This window comes from Mesorhizobium sp. L103C105A0 (genome assembly GCF_000502215.1).
Taxonomy (GTDB): Bacteria; Pseudomonadota; Alphaproteobacteria; order Rhizobiales; family Rhizobiaceae; genus Mesorhizobium.
In genome coordinates, this window is record NZ_AYXF01000002.1 from 618498 (window position 1) to 633281 (window position 14784).

Here is a 14784-nt window from a genome sequence, read left to right on the forward strand (position 1 = left end):
AGCATGCACGGCCGCCGTTGATGCGGTCAACCCGAACACGCGGGACGGCCTTGCACGATGCGCGTCCCGCGCTAAGTTCGGCGCCACCCGAACCCTAGGAAAAAGAACATGACCTCCGACGCCGAAATCCAATCCGCTTTGCCCGCCCTCAGCCGAGGCAACGTCGCCGTCGTCACCGGGGGCGCCAGCGGCATCGGGCTTGCCGCCGCCAAAAGGCTGGCGGCTATGGGCATGAGACTGGTGCTGGCCGACATTGGCGGCGCGCGCCTCGATGCGGCCCGCCAGGCAGTCGCCGCGATCACCGGCGAGAATGCCGTGCTTGCCGTCGCCACAGACGTGTCGAAGGCCGACGAACTCGGCCGGCTGGCGGAAAAGACGCATGCCGCTTTCGGCGCCGTATCGCTGCTGATGAACAATGCCGGCGTCGGCAACAATCCGGGAAAACCGTGGGAGAACGGCGACGCCTGGAAGCGGCTGATCGACATCAATTTCTGGGGTGTCGTACATGGCGTCGAGGCCTTCGCTCCGGCCATGCTGGCCTCCGGAGAGCTTGGCCTGATCATCAACACCGGCTCCAAGCAAGGCATCACCACGCCACCCGGCAATCTCGCCTACAACGTCTCCAAATCGGCATTGAAGACGTTCACCGAAGGCCTGGCGCACGCATTGCGCAACGAGCCGGGCGCGAAGGTCGCGGCGCATCTTCTCATTCCCGGCTTCACCTTCACCGGCCTCACCGAAGGAGCGGTCGAAAAACCGGCTGGCGCCTGGACCGGCGAGCAGGTGGTCGACTTCATGCTGGCTTCGCTGGCGCGTGGGGACTTCTACATCCTGTGCCCCGATAATGAGGTGATGCGGCCGACCGATGAAAAGCGCATGGCCTGGGCGATCGGCGACATCATCGAGAACCGGCCTGCTCTCTCGCGCTGGCACCCCGACCATAAGGACGCTTTCGCGGCCTTTATGGGAAACTGATCGTCGAACTCAGCCAAAGCCGAGACTCAGGCGGGCGCGCGTTTTTTCGCGGTGCGCTTTTGCGCGACGGCCTTCTTGCCCGCCAGTTCGGCGAGCTCGTGGTCATGGCGTTTTGCCGCCCGCTCGCATTTGTCTCTGATCTCCTCGACCTCGGATTCGGTCAGGTGCTCGATGCCGATGAAATGATTGTGGCCCTCGCTGACGCGGATCAGTTCGTCGAGCTTGGCCTGAACCGCGGCACCGTCGCGGTTCTGGGTGTTCTGGATCAGGAACACCATCAGGAAGGTGATGATCGTCGTTCCCGTGTTGATGACGAGCTGCCACGTATCGGAAAAGCCGAAGAATGGCCCGCTTACCGCCCAGACGATAACGATGGCGCAGCAGGCGATGAAAGTCGGTGGCAGGCCCGCCAAGTGCGAAACGGTGTTGGCGATTCTGGTAAACAGCTTTTCGATCATTCACATCCTCAACGGGTCAAAGCGCGATGAGCTGACCAAGGCCGCATTCATCGCTCCAACAATAAACAACCGGCAGCCGCTTCCGGTTCCCTGTCGCAGATGGCATCCCTGATGCAATTGTATGCACGCCAAAGGCGCAGCGCCGTGAAAAGCCGCCTTATCGGTTTGTTGCCATAGTCGCCATGCAGGCCAAAACCTGTTCCTTCCGCTTCACGCGGATTTGTCTCCAAGCCCCTTCCGCTGCGCCACCCCCGCATGGCGGAAGGGGTTCGTTGCGTTGCCGCAGCCGGCGGAACTCTTCCCGACACGTGCCGTTCAGAATTTTGGCGCCAGGATTTCGGCCAGCCAGTCGATGAAACCGCGCACGCGCGGCGAGCTCTCAGGAATGCTCTTACTCCCAGCGATGGAGGAAATCCTCAATCGGCAAGGCCTGCATGTCGGGAACCGCTTTGGCGAGTTTCTCCGGCGGCCAGTCCCACCAGGCGAGGCTTTCGATCCGCGCCGCGATCTCGGAGGGAAAGCGCATGCGCAACGGCTTTGCCGGTACGCCGGCGACGATTGTGTAGGCCGGTACATTCCGCGTCACCACCGCATTGGCGCCGACGATGGCGCCATTGCCGATGCTGATGCCGGGCATGATGACGGCGCCATGGCCGATCCAGACATCGTTGCCGATGCTGACCGCCTTGGCCTGCCGCCGCGCGCGGAACGCCGCGTCGACGCCCAGCCAGCGGAAATACTCGTTCGGCCGGTAGCTGAGCTTGTGCTGCGTGATCCGCTCGATCGGATGCTCTAGCGCATTGATGCGGCTGTTGGCGGCGATCGAGCAGAATTTTCCGATCGTCGTGTAGATCGCCTCGGCGTGGCGCTCGAAATAGGAGAAATCGCCGACATTGACCTCGCGCAGCACCACCCGTTCGCCGATCGAGGCATAGCGGCCAAGCTTGCACGCTTTCAGCTCCGCGGTCGGATGGATGCGCGGCTCCGGATCTTTCAGGACGAGGTTTTCGGTACGGTCCATCTGGCGGATTTACCCCCGCACAATTGCGGAAGCAATTGTCGCGTTGCGCCCGGAGAATCCGCTATTTCGGCTTGCCGCCGGTCCACACCACGTTCTGGCTGAACAGCGGCACGGTCGTCACCGACATTTTCGCCGAGCCGTCCTGCACCTGCCGCGAATGCGAGAGATAGATCAGCGTCTCGTTCTTCTTGTCGTAGATGCGGTTCACCACCTGCTTCTTCCAGATCAGGCTGATGCCTTGCTTGAACACCTCTTCGCCGCCCTCGCTCATGTCGATGTCGCCGATGGTGATCGGCCCGGTCTGGCGGCAGGAGATCGAGGAATCAGACGGATCCTCGAACCAGTTGCCCTTGTGCAGCCGGTCGATGACGCTGCGGTCGAAATAGGAGACATGGCAGGTCACGCCGTCGATCTTGGGATCCTTGATCGCCTCGACGATGATGTCGTTGCCGACCCAATCGACGCCGACCTTGCCGACTTCCTCTGCCGCTGCGGCACCGGCACCAAGGGCAATGCATGCGGCCAGCGCGCCGCCGATCAGTTTCTGCCCAATCCGTCTCTGCCCAGTCCGTCTTTGCAAGGGAGCCTCCTCAGGTTCAGTTTGCCGGTCTCAGGTGGGATAAGGGCCAGCTGTTTGCAAGGTAGCGCCCAGCCCGGTTGCGGCAACGCGGCATCTTTGCCTTGCCCCCTGCGACCGGCTAAGACTGCCGGCAGAGAGGCGCCGATCCGGCGCTCGATGATTTCTGCTACGGACAATTCCTGATGATGCGTTCAATTCTGGTCGGCATTCTCGTTCTGATGGCGGCGGGCATCGGCTGGCTCACCTTTGACTTCTATCGCGGCCACTATGGTGGCGAACCGTATGGCGCGCCATTCACGCTGGTCGACCAGAAAGGCGCGCCAATCACCGAAGCCGCCTTCCGGGGAAAACCCAGCATCGTCTTCTTCGGCTTCACCCATTGCCCGGAAGTCTGCCCGACCACTTTGTTCGAAATGGCCGGCTGGCTGAAGACGCTGGGCAACGACGGCAAGAACCTCAACGCCTACTTCGTTACCGTCGATCCAGAGCGCGACACGCCGCCGGTGATGAACACTTACGTCAGCAATTTCTCCGACCGCATCGTCGGCATATCGGGCGATCCCGACAAGGTGCACGCCATGGCGAAGTCCTTCAACATCTACTGGAAGAAGGTCGACACCGGCGACGGCGATTACACGATGGACCACACGGCCTCGGCGCTGCTGCTCAATGCCAAGGGCGAGTTTTCGGGCACCATAGCCTATGGCGAAAGCGCCGATACCGCGATCGCCAAGCTGAAGCGGCTGGCGGCAGGCTAGGCATGATCCCTAAATGTGGAATCCGGTTTTCTCGGACAGAAAAGTGTTGTCCAGAGATCATGCTCAAGCAAGAGACCAGCTGATGGGTCAGACCAGGCTCCACTTCATCGCCGGGAAGGTCGAGGCCGACCGCATCTTTGCCGCGCTCGAACCGGCTTTCGAGGATGAAGGCCTGCCGATCGCCGTGCTCGAAGTCGATGAAGACCGCGACATCTATGAGGTTTCGCTCTACACCGACGGCAATGTCGACGCGGTTGAGGCGCGGCTAAGGGACAGCCTTGCCGGACTGTCCCTGTCGAAGCCGATCGAGCGCGAGGTTTTGCCCGACATCGACTGGGTGGCGCGCTCGCTGGAGGGACTGAAGCCGGTGCGCGCTGGACGTTTCTTCGTCCATGGCGCGCATGACCGCAGGAAGCGCCACAGCGGCGAACTGGCCATCGAGATCGAGGCCGGCCTTGCCTTCGGCACCGGCCATCACGGGACCACGGCCGGCTGCCTCGAAATGCTGGAGCGGGTCGTGCGCCGCGAACGTCCCAGGAATGCCCTCGACCTCGGCACCGGCAGCGCGGTGCTGGCGATCGCCGTCGCCAAACTGGCGCATATTCCGGTGCTGGCGACCGACATCGATCCGATCGCCGTCAGGGTCGCCGCCTCCAACGCCCGCCTCAACCACGTCAAGGCGCTGGTCGAAACGGTGACGGCGCCCGGCTTCCACCACCCGATCTTCGGCAAGCGCGCGCCTTTCGACCTCATCGTCGCCAACATATTGGCGCGGCCGCTGATGCGGCTGGCGCCTGAGATGGCCAGGCATATCAGCCTCGGCGGCTCGATCGTGCTGTCCGGCATCCTCGAGCGCCAGTGCAATGCGGTGATCTCGGCCTATGTCGGCCAGACTTTTCGGCATGTCAGGACCTTGCACCGCGAAGGCTGGGTGACGATCCACCTCAAGCACTGAGACGCAACGCGCTTTGGACCAATCCGAGCCTGTTGCGATTGGCGAAAATCGATTCCGGTTTTCCGGGTCATGCGCTACGGTCGCGCCCGATACAGGAGGCATACCATGTTCCAGACCTTCGATTCCGCAGGCGACCCCAGCGTCGGCAAGCCGCGCGTGACGTTGCTGCGGCGATGGCTGGCGGATAATGGCCTCGACGGTTTCCTGGTGCCGCGCGCCGACGAGCACCAGGGCGAATATGTCGCCGATCGCTCGGCGCGGCTGAAATGGTTGACCGGCTTCAGCGGCTCGGCCGGCGTAGCACTTGTGCAGCGTGACCGCGCCTTCATGTTCGTCGATGGCCGCTATACCTTGCAAGTGCGCCACGAAGTCGATCTCGACATTTTTTCAATCGAGAGTCTCGTCGACAACCCGCCGGCCTCCTGGATCAAGGACAATCTCGGCAAGGGCGCCAGGCTTGGCTTCGACCCCTGGCTGCACACGATCGCTGAGGTCAAGGCGCTGAAAACCTCGGCCGAGCAATCCGGCGCGACGCTGGTGCCGCTCGACAGGAACCCGATCGACATCATCTGGAAGGATCAGCCGGCGCCGCCCGTGGCGCCGGTCGAAATCCACCCGATCGGCTTTGCCGGGGAACTCGCCAAGGACAAGCTGGCGCGGCTGGCGGCGGTAATCGGCAAGGAGGGCGCGTCGCACGCCGTGCTCACCGACCCCTCCTCGATCGCCTGGGCCTTCAACATCCGTGGCGGCGACGTGCCGCACACGCCGCTGGCGCTCGGCTTTGCGATCCTTGCAGCAGATGGCAAGCACCAGCTGTTCATGGACCAGCGCAAGTTTTCGCGCACGGTCGCCGCCTATCTCACCCAACTCGCCGATCTGCACGAGCCCGGGGAATTCGAGGCGGCGGTCGCAGCCCTTGCCGAGGGCGGCGCCAAGATCGCGCTCGATCCGGTGCTGGCGGCGGAAAAGCTGAGAATGCTGGTCGAGGACAATGGCGGCACATTTGTTTCAGCAGCCGATCCCGCCCGCATCCCGCGCGCCACCAAGAACCAGGCGGAAATCGCCGGCAGCCGCGCGGCGCACCGCCGAGACGGGGCGGCGGTGGCGAAACTGCTGTGCTGGCTGGAACGGCAGAAGCCGGGCACGCTCGACGAAATAACCGTTGTCACCAAGTTGGAGGAAACGCGCCGGCAGACCGGCGAGGAAACGCAGATGCCGCTGCGCGACGTCTCCTTCGACACCATTTCCGGCGCCGGGCCGAACGGCGCCATCATGCACTACCGTGTGTCGCGCGCCACCAATCGCAAGCTGACAAAGGGCGAGCTGTTCCTGCTCGATTCCGGCGCCCAGTATCAGGACGGCACCACCGACATCACCCGCACGGTGCCGATCGGCCAGCCGACCGAGGAGATGCGCGAGCGCTTCACACTGGTGCTGAAAGGTATGATCGGCATTTCCACGCTGCGCTTTCCCGCCGGCACGCGCGGCTCGGAAATCGACGCGGTGGCGCGCATGGCGCTGTGGAAGCATGGCTGCGACTTTGCCCACGGCACCGGCCACGGCGTCGGCTCGTATCTGGCCGTGCATGAAGGGCCGCAGCGAATCGCCCGCACCGGCACCGAAAAGCTGCTGGCCGGCATGATGCTGTCCAACGAGCCCGGCTATTACAAGGAAGGCTCCTACGGCATCCGCATCGAGAACCTGATCCTGGTGACGCCGGCTGAACAGGTGGAGGGCGGCGACATCGCCATGCACGGTTTCGAGACGCTGACGCTGGCGCCGATCGATATCAGGCTGATCCGCACCGACCTGCTGACGCGCGAGGAGTTGCACTGGCTGGATACTTACCATGCCTGGGTGCTGGCCGAGATCGGCCCGATGCTCGACGGCGAGACGCTGGCTTGGCTGGAGAAGGCAACAGCGCCGCTGCCGCACGACGCCAAGATCTGAAATGAGCTTCTTTCTCCCCGCCACTATACGGGGAGGTGAGGAGCGGTCCGCGAAGCGGACGAAAAGCCAATTGCTTGGCTTTTCGAGTGACGAACGCCCGGCAGGGCAATGAGGGGCGGCGCCGACAGTTCGAAACTGTTCCGCGCGCAGGCGCCCTATGGCACAAACTGCCGCGCGAGGACCAGCACCACCGCACCGGCCAGAAACATCGCCATCAGGCCGCCGCGCAGCGAGACCACAGCGGCGACGACCAGCGCCGCCCATTCCGTCGGTCCGGCACTGAGTGCGGCGGGCGCCACCAGCGTCGTCAACACCGCCGCCGGCACGGCGTTCAAGCCAGCCTCGACGCGTGGATGGATGTGGTCGAAGCGCGAGATCACCAGATGGCCGCCGACGCGGGTGAGATAGGTGGCGATCGCGCCGGCAATGATGATCCACAAAGTCGCGCTCATCGTTTTGCCTCCACACCGCTATGGTGCGGCGGCAGGATGACGGCCAGCAGCACGCCGGCAACGGCGCCGATGGAGACGTGCCATGGCGATCCCACAGTTTTGTAGGCAATGATCGACGCCGCGGCGCTGGCGATCACCACCGGCAGCCACAGTGGCCGGTTGCGAAAGCCCATGACCAGCCCGAGGAAATAGATCGGCAGCAGGAAGTCGATGCCGAGCGCATGCGTGTCCGGGATCAGCTTGCCGAACACCGCGCCCAGCGCGCTCTCGATCCCCCAGAACACATAGACGGGCAGGCCAAGCCCCATGTACCAGGCAAAGCCAACGGTCTCGCCGGCTTCGGCCCTGCGCTCGGCCACCGCGAATTGCGGATCGGTGAGCACGAAATAGCCCAGCGCTTGGCTGATAACCGGCCAGTGCGCGATTCGCCGGCCGATGCTGGCGGAGTAAAGCACGTGACGGAAGTTTACCGCGAAGATCGACAGCACGATCAGCCATGGCGCGACATGCTGGCCGAACAATTCGATGCCTACCATCTGGCTGGCGCCGCCGAAGATCAGCGCGCTCATCAAGAAAGCTTCGAGAACGGAAAAGCCGTTGTCGACGGCGATGGCGCCGAACAGCAGCCCAAATGGCGCCGCGGCGACAACCACCGGCATCGACAGCCGCACGCCGTCCCAGAAGTCGCTGGCCACGGAATTTTCGCTTAAGGTCTCTGCCGACATGTCACATTCCCATCTCGCGCTGCTATGTAGGAGCCGGCGTTTGAAAAGTCAGACGAATTCGCTTGAGCCAACAAATCAGCGAAACTGATGTTGTAAAAAAATGAGGGGTTCGGATGATCGCTTATGATTTCACCGGCAGGCACGCGGTCGTCACCGGCGCCGGTGGCGGTATGGGCGAGGCGATCTCGCTGGCGCTGCTCGAGGCCGGCGCCTCGGTCACCGCCATCGACGTCAAGCCGCGTCCGGCGTCGCTTGCCGCCTATGACGACCGGCTCACCTTTGCCCAGGGCGACCTCACCGACGCCGCCTTTGTCGAGCAGACCATCAATGCCGCGGGCCGCGAGCGCGGCGGCATCGATTATCTCGCCAATGTCGCAGGCGTGCTCTGGTTTGGCCGCGACAAGTCGGCCCTCGAGATGGACCTCGATGTCTGGGATGAGGTCTTCAACATCAATCTGAAGTCCTTCGTCCACACCGCGCGGGCGGTGGTTCCGCAGATGCGGGTCGGCGGACGCGGCGGCGCCATGGTGCACTTCTCCACCATCCAGTGGTATCGCGGCGACCCGACCCCGCAGGATGCCTACCAGGCCTCCAAGGCCGGCGTCTGTGCACTGTCGAAGTCGCTCGCCATGCAGCTTGCCGGTGACCGCATCCGCTCCAACTCCATCTGCCCGGGCATGGCGTTGACGCCGCTGCAGGCGCGCTGGGACACCGAGGAGAAACGCGCGGCCGTTGCCAATTATGCGCCGCTCGGCCGCATCGGCACGCCGCAGGACATGGCCAATGCCACGCTCTTCCTGCTTTCCGATGCGGCAAGCTACATCACCGGCATCGAGCTGGCAGTCGACGGTGGGCTTTTGATGCGGATGTAGCCGTGCAGCGCGCGGGGCTGATTTAGCTCCGCGGTGCCGTGCCCTGGATCGCCCTGCCCCAGTCAAGCAGCGGCTTGGCGCGCAAGGCGAAATCGACAAGCTCGTCGACCAGCGTCGGCGCGTGAATTCCAGCCGGATCGATGATGTGCTGGACATAGAAGTGCCGGTTGCGGATGGCGTCGACAAGATCGGGTTCGTTGACCTGCTCGAATCCGCGCGGCGTGCGCTTCAACCGACCCTCGGTTTCGAGTTCGAAGCCGTTTTTCTTCAGCGTTGAAAGCAGTTTTCGGAACTCGGCTGGCCGGGCGATAATCGCCTTGCGCATCGCCAGCAGCAGGGGCAGCTCCGGGTTCCACCAGGCAACGTCGGCAAAGCAGCGGTCGATCCCGACATAGACGAAGAACACGCCCTGCTCCATCTTGGTGCCATCCGGCGACAGCATGGCCGACAAATGCTGGTTGTAGGGCCGCTTGTCCTTGGCGAAGCGCACGTCGCGGTTGATGCGAAACAGTGACTTCTTGCGGTCTCCGCGCAAGCCCAGACCCGCCGCCGCGAAGCGCTCGGTCAGCGTCTCGACCAGATCGCAGAACGGCTCATGCAACTCGCTGTCGTAAAGCGCGCGGTTTTCCTGGAACCATTCGCGGCTCTGGTGGAAGTCGAGCGCCTTGAGGAACGGTATGGCCTTTTGCCCGAACCCTTTGAACGAACCGGCCATCACGCCTTGCCGACCCGTTGCAGCCAGGTGTCCTCGTCGATGACTTCGACGCCGAGTTCGCTGGCCTGCTTCAGTTTGGAGCCGGCGCCCGGCCCGGCCACCAGCAGATCGGTCTTCGCCGACACCGAACCCGCCACCTTGGCGCCGAGCCGTTCGGCCATCGCCTTGGCTTCGGAGCGTGTCATCTTTTCCAGCGTGCCGGTGAAGACGATGGTCTTGCCGGCAACCTCGCTGTCGGTCGACACGGTGACGACATACGGCTTCGGCTTGACCTGTTCGAGCAGTCTGTCGAGCACGTCGTCATTGCGTTCATTGCCGAAGAAATCGCGCAACGCATCGATCACTGTATCGCCAATGCCGTTGATGGAGGGGAAGACGCTGTGCGGATCCTCAGCCGCCGCCGTTTCCTTGCCGACGCGGATCAACTCCTCGATGGTCGAAAACGTCCGGGCAAGCACGGCCGCCGTCGTTTCGCCGATATGGCGGATGCCGAGTGCGAAGATGAAGCGGTCGAGCTCCGGCTCGCGGCGCGAATCGATGGCCGCGAACAGCTTGTCGAGACCTTCATAATTGCGGTCCTCGACACCGCGCACATTCTTGCGCGCCTTGCCCGATGCCGCCTCGCGCAGCCGCGCCTGCTCCTCGCGCCGCTCGGCCAGCGCCCTGGTGACGGCCGGGCGGCGATCCCTGAGGGTGAAGATATCGGCGGCGGTCTTGACCAGTCCCGAATTGAAGAACAGGTCGATATTCTCGGCGCCCAGCCCCTCGATGTCGAGCGCGCCGCGCGACACGAAATGACGCAGCCGCTCCACGGCCTGCGCGGCGCAGATCAGCTCGCCGGTGCAGCGCCGGCGCGAATCCTCCTTGCCGGTCTTCTCGTTGATTTCGCGCGTCGCCGGCGAGCCGCAGACCGGACAAATGTGCGGGAATTCGTAAGGCACCGCATCAGCCGGCCGCTTGTCGACGACCACGCTGACGATCTGCGGAATGACATCGCCCGCCCGTTGTATGACAACCGTGTCACCGATGCGGACATCGATGCCGTCGCGAATCGGCAGGCCGTAGCTGTCGAAGCCCTTGATGTAGTCCTCATTGTGCAGTGTGACGTTTTCGACCACCACGCCGCCAACCGTGACCGGCGCCAGCCGCGCCACCGGCGCCAGCGTACCGGTACGGCCGACCTGGATGTCGATCTTCTGCACCGTCGTCATCGCCTGTTCGGCCGGGAATTTATGCGCAACCGCCCAGCGCGGCTCGCCGGTGACAAAGCCCCAGCGACGCTGCAATTCCAGCTGGTCGACCTTGTAGACGACACCGTCGATGTCGTAGCCGAGCGACGAACGCAGCTCCTCGATCTTGTGGTAGTGCGCGATCAGCTCCTCGACCGACTTCGCCCGCACCATCAATGGGCTGACCTTGAACCCCCACTCGGCGAATTTCTGCACCGAATCATATTGGGTCGGCGCCGGATCCGCTGTCGTGTAGCCCCAGGCATAAGCAAAAAATTTAAGATTGCGGCTGGCGGTGACGATGCCGAACTTGATGTTGGGCATGNCGGCGCCGGATCCGCTGTCGTGTAGCCCCAGGCATAAGCAAAAAATTTAAGATTGCGGCTGGCGGTGACGGACGCATCCTTCTGTCGCAAGGAGCCCGCTGCCGTGTTGCGCGGATTGACATAGTCCTGGCCGCCCACCGCCGCCGAGCGGGCCTTCAGTGCCTCGAATTCCGCATAGGTCATGTAGACTTCGCCGCGGATCTCGATGGTCTCGGGCCAGCCCGATCCTTTCAGCTTGGCGGGGATGTCGGCGATGGTCCTGAGATTGGCGGTGATGTCTTCGCCGACAGCGCCGTCGCCGCGGGTAGCACCCTGCACGAACACACCGCGTTCATAGCGCAGCGACGCCGACAGGCCGTCGATCTTCGGCTCGGCCGTAAACGCGATGTCGAGATCCTTGTCGCGGTCGAAGAAGCGCCGGCCACGCTCGATGAAATCGGTGACGTCCTCGTCGGTATAGGCCTTGGCGAGGCTGAGCATCGGCACCGCATGGCGCACCTTGGCAAAGCCTTCCGCCGGCGCGGCGCCGACCCGCAGCGAGGGCGAATCCTCGCGCACCAGACCGGGAAAGCGCTCCTCGATGGCAAGATTGCGCCGCCGCAGCGCGTCATATTCCGCGTCCGTAATCGTCGGCGCGTCCTCGGCATGATAGCGCCTGTCATGACCGGCGATCTCCTCGGCCAGCCGCTGGAGCTCATCCGCGGCTTCGCTTTCGCTCAACGATTCGACTGGTTTTTCAGACATGCAGCGGTCCCTGGACAGTGGCGCGACACCATAAATCAGGATTTCGGAAAAAGCATTCCTGAACAGCGGGATGGAGCCATATCCTGACTCAGTCCGAAAGCCTTGCGACGACTACGCTGCAGCAATATTCTCGCGTAGCAGCCGTTCGGCGGCTGCGCGCGCCTCTTCGGTGATGGTGGCGCCGGCCAGCATGCGCGCAATCTCTTCCTGGCGCGCCGCCCGGTCCATCTCGGCAATGCCGGTGGCGACCCTGTCGGTGCCACCGGATTTGGAAATCAGGAAATGCGTTGCCGCGCGCGCCGCCACTTGCGGAGCATGCGTGACCGACAGCACCTGCACGCGCTTCGACAGCCTGGCCAGCCTTTGGCCGATCGCATCGGCCACGGCGCCGCCGACGCCGGTGTCGATCTCGTCGAAGACCAATGTCGGCGCCGAGCCACGGTCGGCCAGCGCCACCTTGAGCGCCAGCAGGAAGCGCGACAGCTCGCCGCCGGAAGCGACCTTCATCATCGGGCCGGGCCTGGTACCGGGATTGGTGCGCACCCAGAACTCGACCTGGTCGATGCCCTCTTCCGTGCGGTTTTCGCCATCGCTGGTCAGCCCGACGATGAACTCGGCCCGTTCCAGCTTCAGCGCTGGCAGCTCGGCCATGACAGCCTTGGTCAGCCCGACCGCCGCGGCATGGCGAAGCGAGGACAGCTGGGCTGCGGAGATATCGTAGGCCTCGCGCGCCGCCGCGGCCTGCTTTTCCAGGACATGCAGGCGCCCCTCGCCGGCATCGAGATCGGCAAGGTCGGCCAACATGGTGTCGCGCAGTTGCGCCAGATCGTCGACAGCGACACTGTGCTTGCGTGACGCCGCGCGCAACGAAAACAGCCGCTCTTCCGCCTTCTCCAGCCGCTGCGGGTCGTATTCGGTGGCGCGCAATGCCGCCTCGACGCCCGATTGCGCGGCATCCAGCGACAGCATCGCCTCATCCAGCGACTTCACCACATCCTCGAGCAGTCCCGGCGCTTCGCTGGCCTTGCGCTGCAGGCGCCTCAGCAGGCTGGCCAGTTGCGGCAGCGGCGAGGACGGGCCTGACAGCACATCCTGTGCATCGTGTATTTCCGAGGCGATCTTTTCCGCCCGCATCATCGTTGCACGCAATTCCGCCAGCTGTGTCTCTTCGCCGGGCTGCGGATCGAGCTTTGCCAGTTCCGCCACCGAGGCCCTGAGATAATCGGCCTCGCGCGCCGCTGCCTCGACCTTGGCGCGGTGCCTGGCAAACTCCTGCTCGGCGCCGCGCCAGTAGCGCCACGCCTCGCCGGTCGCGCGGGCGGCGCCGAGATGGCCGCCAAAACTGTCCAGCAATTCGCGATGCGCGCCTGGATCGACCAGGGCGCGCTCGTCATGCTGGCCGTGGATCTCGACCAGCGCGTGGCCTATGTCGCGCATCAGCGTGACGCTGGACGGCTGGTCGTTGACGAAGACACGGGTACGGCCATCCGCGGTCTGCAGCCGGCGCAGGATGATGTCGCCGTCATCCTCGATGGCGTTTTCGGCCAGCAGCGCGCGCACCGGGTGGTTGCGCGGCACATCGAAGACGGCAATGACCTGGCCCTGGGCAGCACCGTGCCGCACCAGCGAGGCGTCGCCGCGGGCGCCAAGCGCCAGCGACAGCGCGTCGAGAAGGATGGATTTGCCGGCGCCGGTTTCACCGGTCAGCACAGAAAGGCCGGGCTGGAAGTCGATATCCAGCTTCTCGATCAGGACGATATCGCGGATCGACAGTCTGGAAAGCATCAGAACCTGGACCTCAAGCAATTCCAGGAAAAGTGCGTAGCGGTTTTCCGTCCGGAATTGCGTAGAACAAAAAGTTAGGACGGTTCAGCGCCTCAATCAAACCACTGAACCGCTGTGAAGCGGCATGCGACCGATGGAGTCGCAGCGCCGCACTATCTTTTTGTTTGAGCGTCGGATCAATCCGAAAAGCGCGTTCCGCCTCAGTCGATGCTCGGGCGTCAGGCGCCGGTGATCAGCTTGCCGGCCTTGGATATCCACGATCCGGCATTCTCGCGCGGCTCAAGCCCGTTGCTCTGCAACAGCTTGTAGGTATCCTTGTACCATTGGCTGTCGGGATAATTGGTGCCGAGCACAGCAGCGGCGGTTTGCGCTTCCGAGGTCAAGCCCATGGCGTAATAGCTTTCGGCCAGACGCGCCAGCGCCTCTTCGACATGGCGGGTGTTGGAATAGTTCTCGACAACGTTGCGGAAGCGCTTGACGGCAGCAATGTATTCGCGCCGCTCGAGATAATAGCGGCCGATCTGCATCTCTTTGCCGGCCAGCTGGTCGTTGGCGAAACGGATCTTTTCCTTGGCGTCGTCGACATATTCCGACGTCGGCCAGCGCGTCACCAGATCCTGCATCGTCTGCACGGTCTGGCGTGCTTCCTTCTGATCCTGGGTGACGTCCTTGATCTGCTTGTAGTAGCTCAGCCCGATAATATACTGGGCGTAAGCCGCGTCGTCGGTCGACGGATAGAGCGTGAGATAGCGCTTGGCCGAGCCGATCGCTTCGTCATAACGGCCGGCGCGATAGTCGGCGAAGGCGCCCATCACCATCGATTTGCGGGCGAATTCCGAATAGGGGTGCTGGCGGTCGACGGCGTCGAACTTCTTGCTCGCCTCATCCAGGCGGCCGGCATTGAGATTGGCAAGGCCTTGATTGTAAAGGACGTCGGCCGGTTCGGTCTGGTCGACATAGGTCGACAGGTCGACGTCTTTCTCGGACGACATGCAGGCCGAGAGGAAGAGCGATGGCACAACCACCGAAAGCGCCAGGAAAACAGCCCGATACGGCGCTTTCGATTGACCAACTCGCTTGAAGAACATGATTGGATTGCGCCCTTTCGGCGTTAGTTCAATGCCTTTCGCATGGCGTTCCCTCAAAACTGATCCCCACTTTTGAGCGACATGCGCCTAACAGACGGCAGCAGCCATAAACCATAACTGCCTTGCCCAGCAACGCTATGTCTAGCCAATC

General features: G+C 63.4%; 13 protein-coding genes and 1 pseudogene. 5 read left to right on the forward strand and 9 right to left on the reverse strand.

Annotation, left to right across the window (positions count from 1 at the left end; genetic code table 11):
• Positions 1 to 108: 108 nt before the first annotated feature.
• Positions 109 to 975 carry an SDR family NAD(P)-dependent oxidoreductase gene (locus tag X727_RS156785; RefSeq protein WP_023744614.1) on the forward strand — a complete coding sequence of 289 codons (867 nt, stop codon included), beginning with the start codon at positions 109 to 111 and terminating at the stop codon, positions 973 to 975.
• A gap of 26 nt (positions 976 to 1001) precedes the next feature.
• Here X727_RS156785 and X727_RS156780 read toward each other — a convergent pair whose 3' ends face one another.
• The 3 genes from X727_RS156780 to X727_RS156775 form a co-directional block, all read right to left on the reverse strand.
• Complete coding sequence (locus tag X727_RS156780) at positions 1002 to 1433, reverse strand: low affinity iron permease family protein (RefSeq protein ID WP_023750938.1); 432 nt, start codon at positions 1431 to 1433, stop codon at positions 1002 to 1004.
• A gap of 391 nt (positions 1434 to 1824) precedes the next feature.
• Positions 1825 to 2454 carry a DapH/DapD/GlmU-related protein gene (locus X727_RS0133535; RefSeq protein ID WP_031204046.1) on the reverse strand — a complete coding sequence of 210 codons (630 nt, stop codon included), beginning with the start codon at positions 2452 to 2454 and terminating at the stop codon, positions 1825 to 1827.
• A 61-nt stretch (positions 2455 to 2515) separates the two neighbouring features.
• Positions 2516 to 3034, reverse strand: a complete 519-nt coding sequence (locus X727_RS156775; protein ID WP_031204048.1) for a CreA family protein — start codon at positions 3032 to 3034, stop codon at positions 2516 to 2518.
• 182 nt (positions 3035 to 3216) lie between these two features.
• On the opposite strand from X727_RS156775, the gene X727_RS156770 reads away from it, so the two are divergent.
• The 3 genes from X727_RS156770 (at position 3217) to X727_RS156760 (ending at position 6697) form a co-directional block, all read left to right on the forward strand.
• The gene (locus X727_RS156770) at positions 3217 to 3792 is read left to right on the forward strand and encodes an SCO family protein (RefSeq protein ID WP_023712445.1); all 576 of its coding nucleotides are present in this window, start codon (positions 3217 to 3219) and stop codon (positions 3790 to 3792) included.
• Between the two features lie 82 nt (positions 3793 to 3874).
• Entirely contained in the window at positions 3875 to 4747 is an 873-nt protein-coding gene (locus tag X727_RS156765; RefSeq protein WP_023744612.1) for a 50S ribosomal protein L11 methyltransferase, read from the forward strand.
• Positions 4748 to 4852: 105 nt separating this feature from the next.
• Positions 4853 to 6697 carry an aminopeptidase P family protein gene (locus X727_RS156760; protein WP_023744611.1) on the forward strand — a complete coding sequence of 615 codons (1845 nt, stop codon included), beginning with the start codon at positions 4853 to 4855 and terminating at the stop codon, positions 6695 to 6697.
• 155 nt (positions 6698 to 6852) lie between these two features.
• Here the strand turns inward: X727_RS156760 and X727_RS156755 are convergent, their stop codons facing one another.
• Together X727_RS156755 and X727_RS156750 are read right to left on the reverse strand one after the other, a co-directional pair.
• The gene (locus X727_RS156755) at positions 6853 to 7149 is read right to left on the reverse strand and encodes an AzlD family protein (protein ID WP_023833901.1); all 297 of its coding nucleotides are present in this window, start codon (positions 7147 to 7149) and stop codon (positions 6853 to 6855) included.
• Positions 7146 to 7874 (reverse strand): AzlC family ABC transporter permease, encoded by a 729-nt coding sequence (locus X727_RS156750; protein WP_023712442.1) that lies wholly within the window; start codon positions 7872 to 7874, stop codon positions 7146 to 7148. The genes X727_RS156755 and X727_RS156750 overlap by 4 nt, the downstream gene beginning before the upstream one ends.
• 113 nt (positions 7875 to 7987) lie before the next feature.
• Here X727_RS156750 and X727_RS156745 point away from each other — a divergent pair, with 113 nt between their 5' ends.
• A complete protein-coding gene (locus X727_RS156745) occupies positions 7988 to 8746 on the forward strand; it encodes an SDR family oxidoreductase (RefSeq protein WP_023744609.1) in 759 nt (252 codons plus the stop codon).
• Between the two features lie 22 nt (positions 8747 to 8768).
• Here the strand turns inward: X727_RS156745 and X727_RS156740 are convergent, their stop codons facing one another.
• The 4 genes and pseudogenes from X727_RS156740 to X727_RS156730 all read right to left on the reverse strand — a co-directional run bounded on the left by X727_RS156740 (position 8769) and on the right by X727_RS156730 (position 14633).
• On the reverse strand, positions 8769 to 9461 hold the full coding sequence (locus X727_RS156740; RefSeq protein ID WP_023833902.1) for a TIGR02453 family protein: 693 nt from the start codon (positions 9459 to 9461) through the stop codon (positions 8769 to 8771).
• Positions 9461 to 11760, reverse strand: a pseudogene (gene ligA / locus X727_RS01000000164465) (NAD-dependent DNA ligase LigA). Before ligA ends, X727_RS156740 begins: the two are co-directional and overlap by 1 nt.
• A 111-nt stretch (positions 11761 to 11871) precedes the next feature.
• Entirely contained in the window at positions 11872 to 13545 is a 1674-nt protein-coding gene (recN, locus tag X727_RS156735; RefSeq protein WP_023833903.1) for a DNA repair protein RecN, read from the reverse strand.
• Positions 13546 to 13763: 218 nt separating this feature from the next.
• Positions 13764 to 14633 carry an outer membrane protein assembly factor BamD gene (locus X727_RS156730; RefSeq protein WP_023668284.1) on the reverse strand — a complete coding sequence of 290 codons (870 nt, stop codon included), beginning with the start codon at positions 14631 to 14633 and terminating at the stop codon, positions 13764 to 13766.
• Between the last annotated feature and the right edge of the window lie 151 nt (positions 14634 to 14784).

Bases quoted from the DNA above. Each gene is read 5' to 3' on its own strand.
- recN (WP_023833903.1), bottom strand. From the start codon at position 13,545: ATGCTTTCCAGACTGTCGATCCGCGATATCGTCCTGATCGAGAAGCTG.
- X727_RS0133535 (WP_031204046.1), bottom strand. From the start codon at position 2,454: ATGGACCGTACCGAAAACCTCGTCCTGAAAGATCCGGAGCCGCGCATC.
- X727_RS156750 (WP_023712442.1), bottom strand. From the start codon at position 7,874: ATGTCGGCAGAGACCTTAAGCGAAAATTCCGTGGCCAGCGACTTCTGG.
- X727_RS156730 (WP_023668284.1), bottom strand. From the start codon at position 14,633: ATGTTCTTCAAGCGAGTTGGTCAATCGAAAGCGCCGTATCGGGCTGTT.
- X727_RS156765 (WP_023744612.1), top strand. From the start codon at position 3,875: ATGGGTCAGACCAGGCTCCACTTCATCGCCGGGAAGGTCGAGGCCGAC.
- X727_RS156760 (WP_023744611.1), top strand. From the start codon at position 4,853: ATGTTCCAGACCTTCGATTCCGCAGGCGACCCCAGCGTCGGCAAGCCG.
- X727_RS156780 (WP_023750938.1), bottom strand. From the start codon at position 1,433: ATGATCGAAAAGCTGTTTACCAGAATCGCCAACACCGTTTCGCACTTG.
- X727_RS156785 (WP_023744614.1), top strand. From the start codon at position 109: ATGACCTCCGACGCCGAAATCCAATCCGCTTTGCCCGCCCTCAGCCGA.
- X727_RS156755 (WP_023833901.1), bottom strand. From the start codon at position 7,149: ATGAGCGCGACTTTGTGGATCATCATTGCCGGCGCGATCGCCACCTAT.
- X727_RS156770 (WP_023712445.1), top strand. From the start codon at position 3,217: ATGATGCGTTCAATTCTGGTCGGCATTCTCGTTCTGATGGCGGCGGGC.
- X727_RS156740 (WP_023833902.1), bottom strand. From the start codon at position 9,461: ATGGCCGGTTCGTTCAAAGGGTTCGGGCAAAAGGCCATACCGTTCCTC.
- X727_RS156745 (WP_023744609.1), top strand. From the start codon at position 7,988: ATGATCGCTTATGATTTCACCGGCAGGCACGCGGTCGTCACCGGCGCC.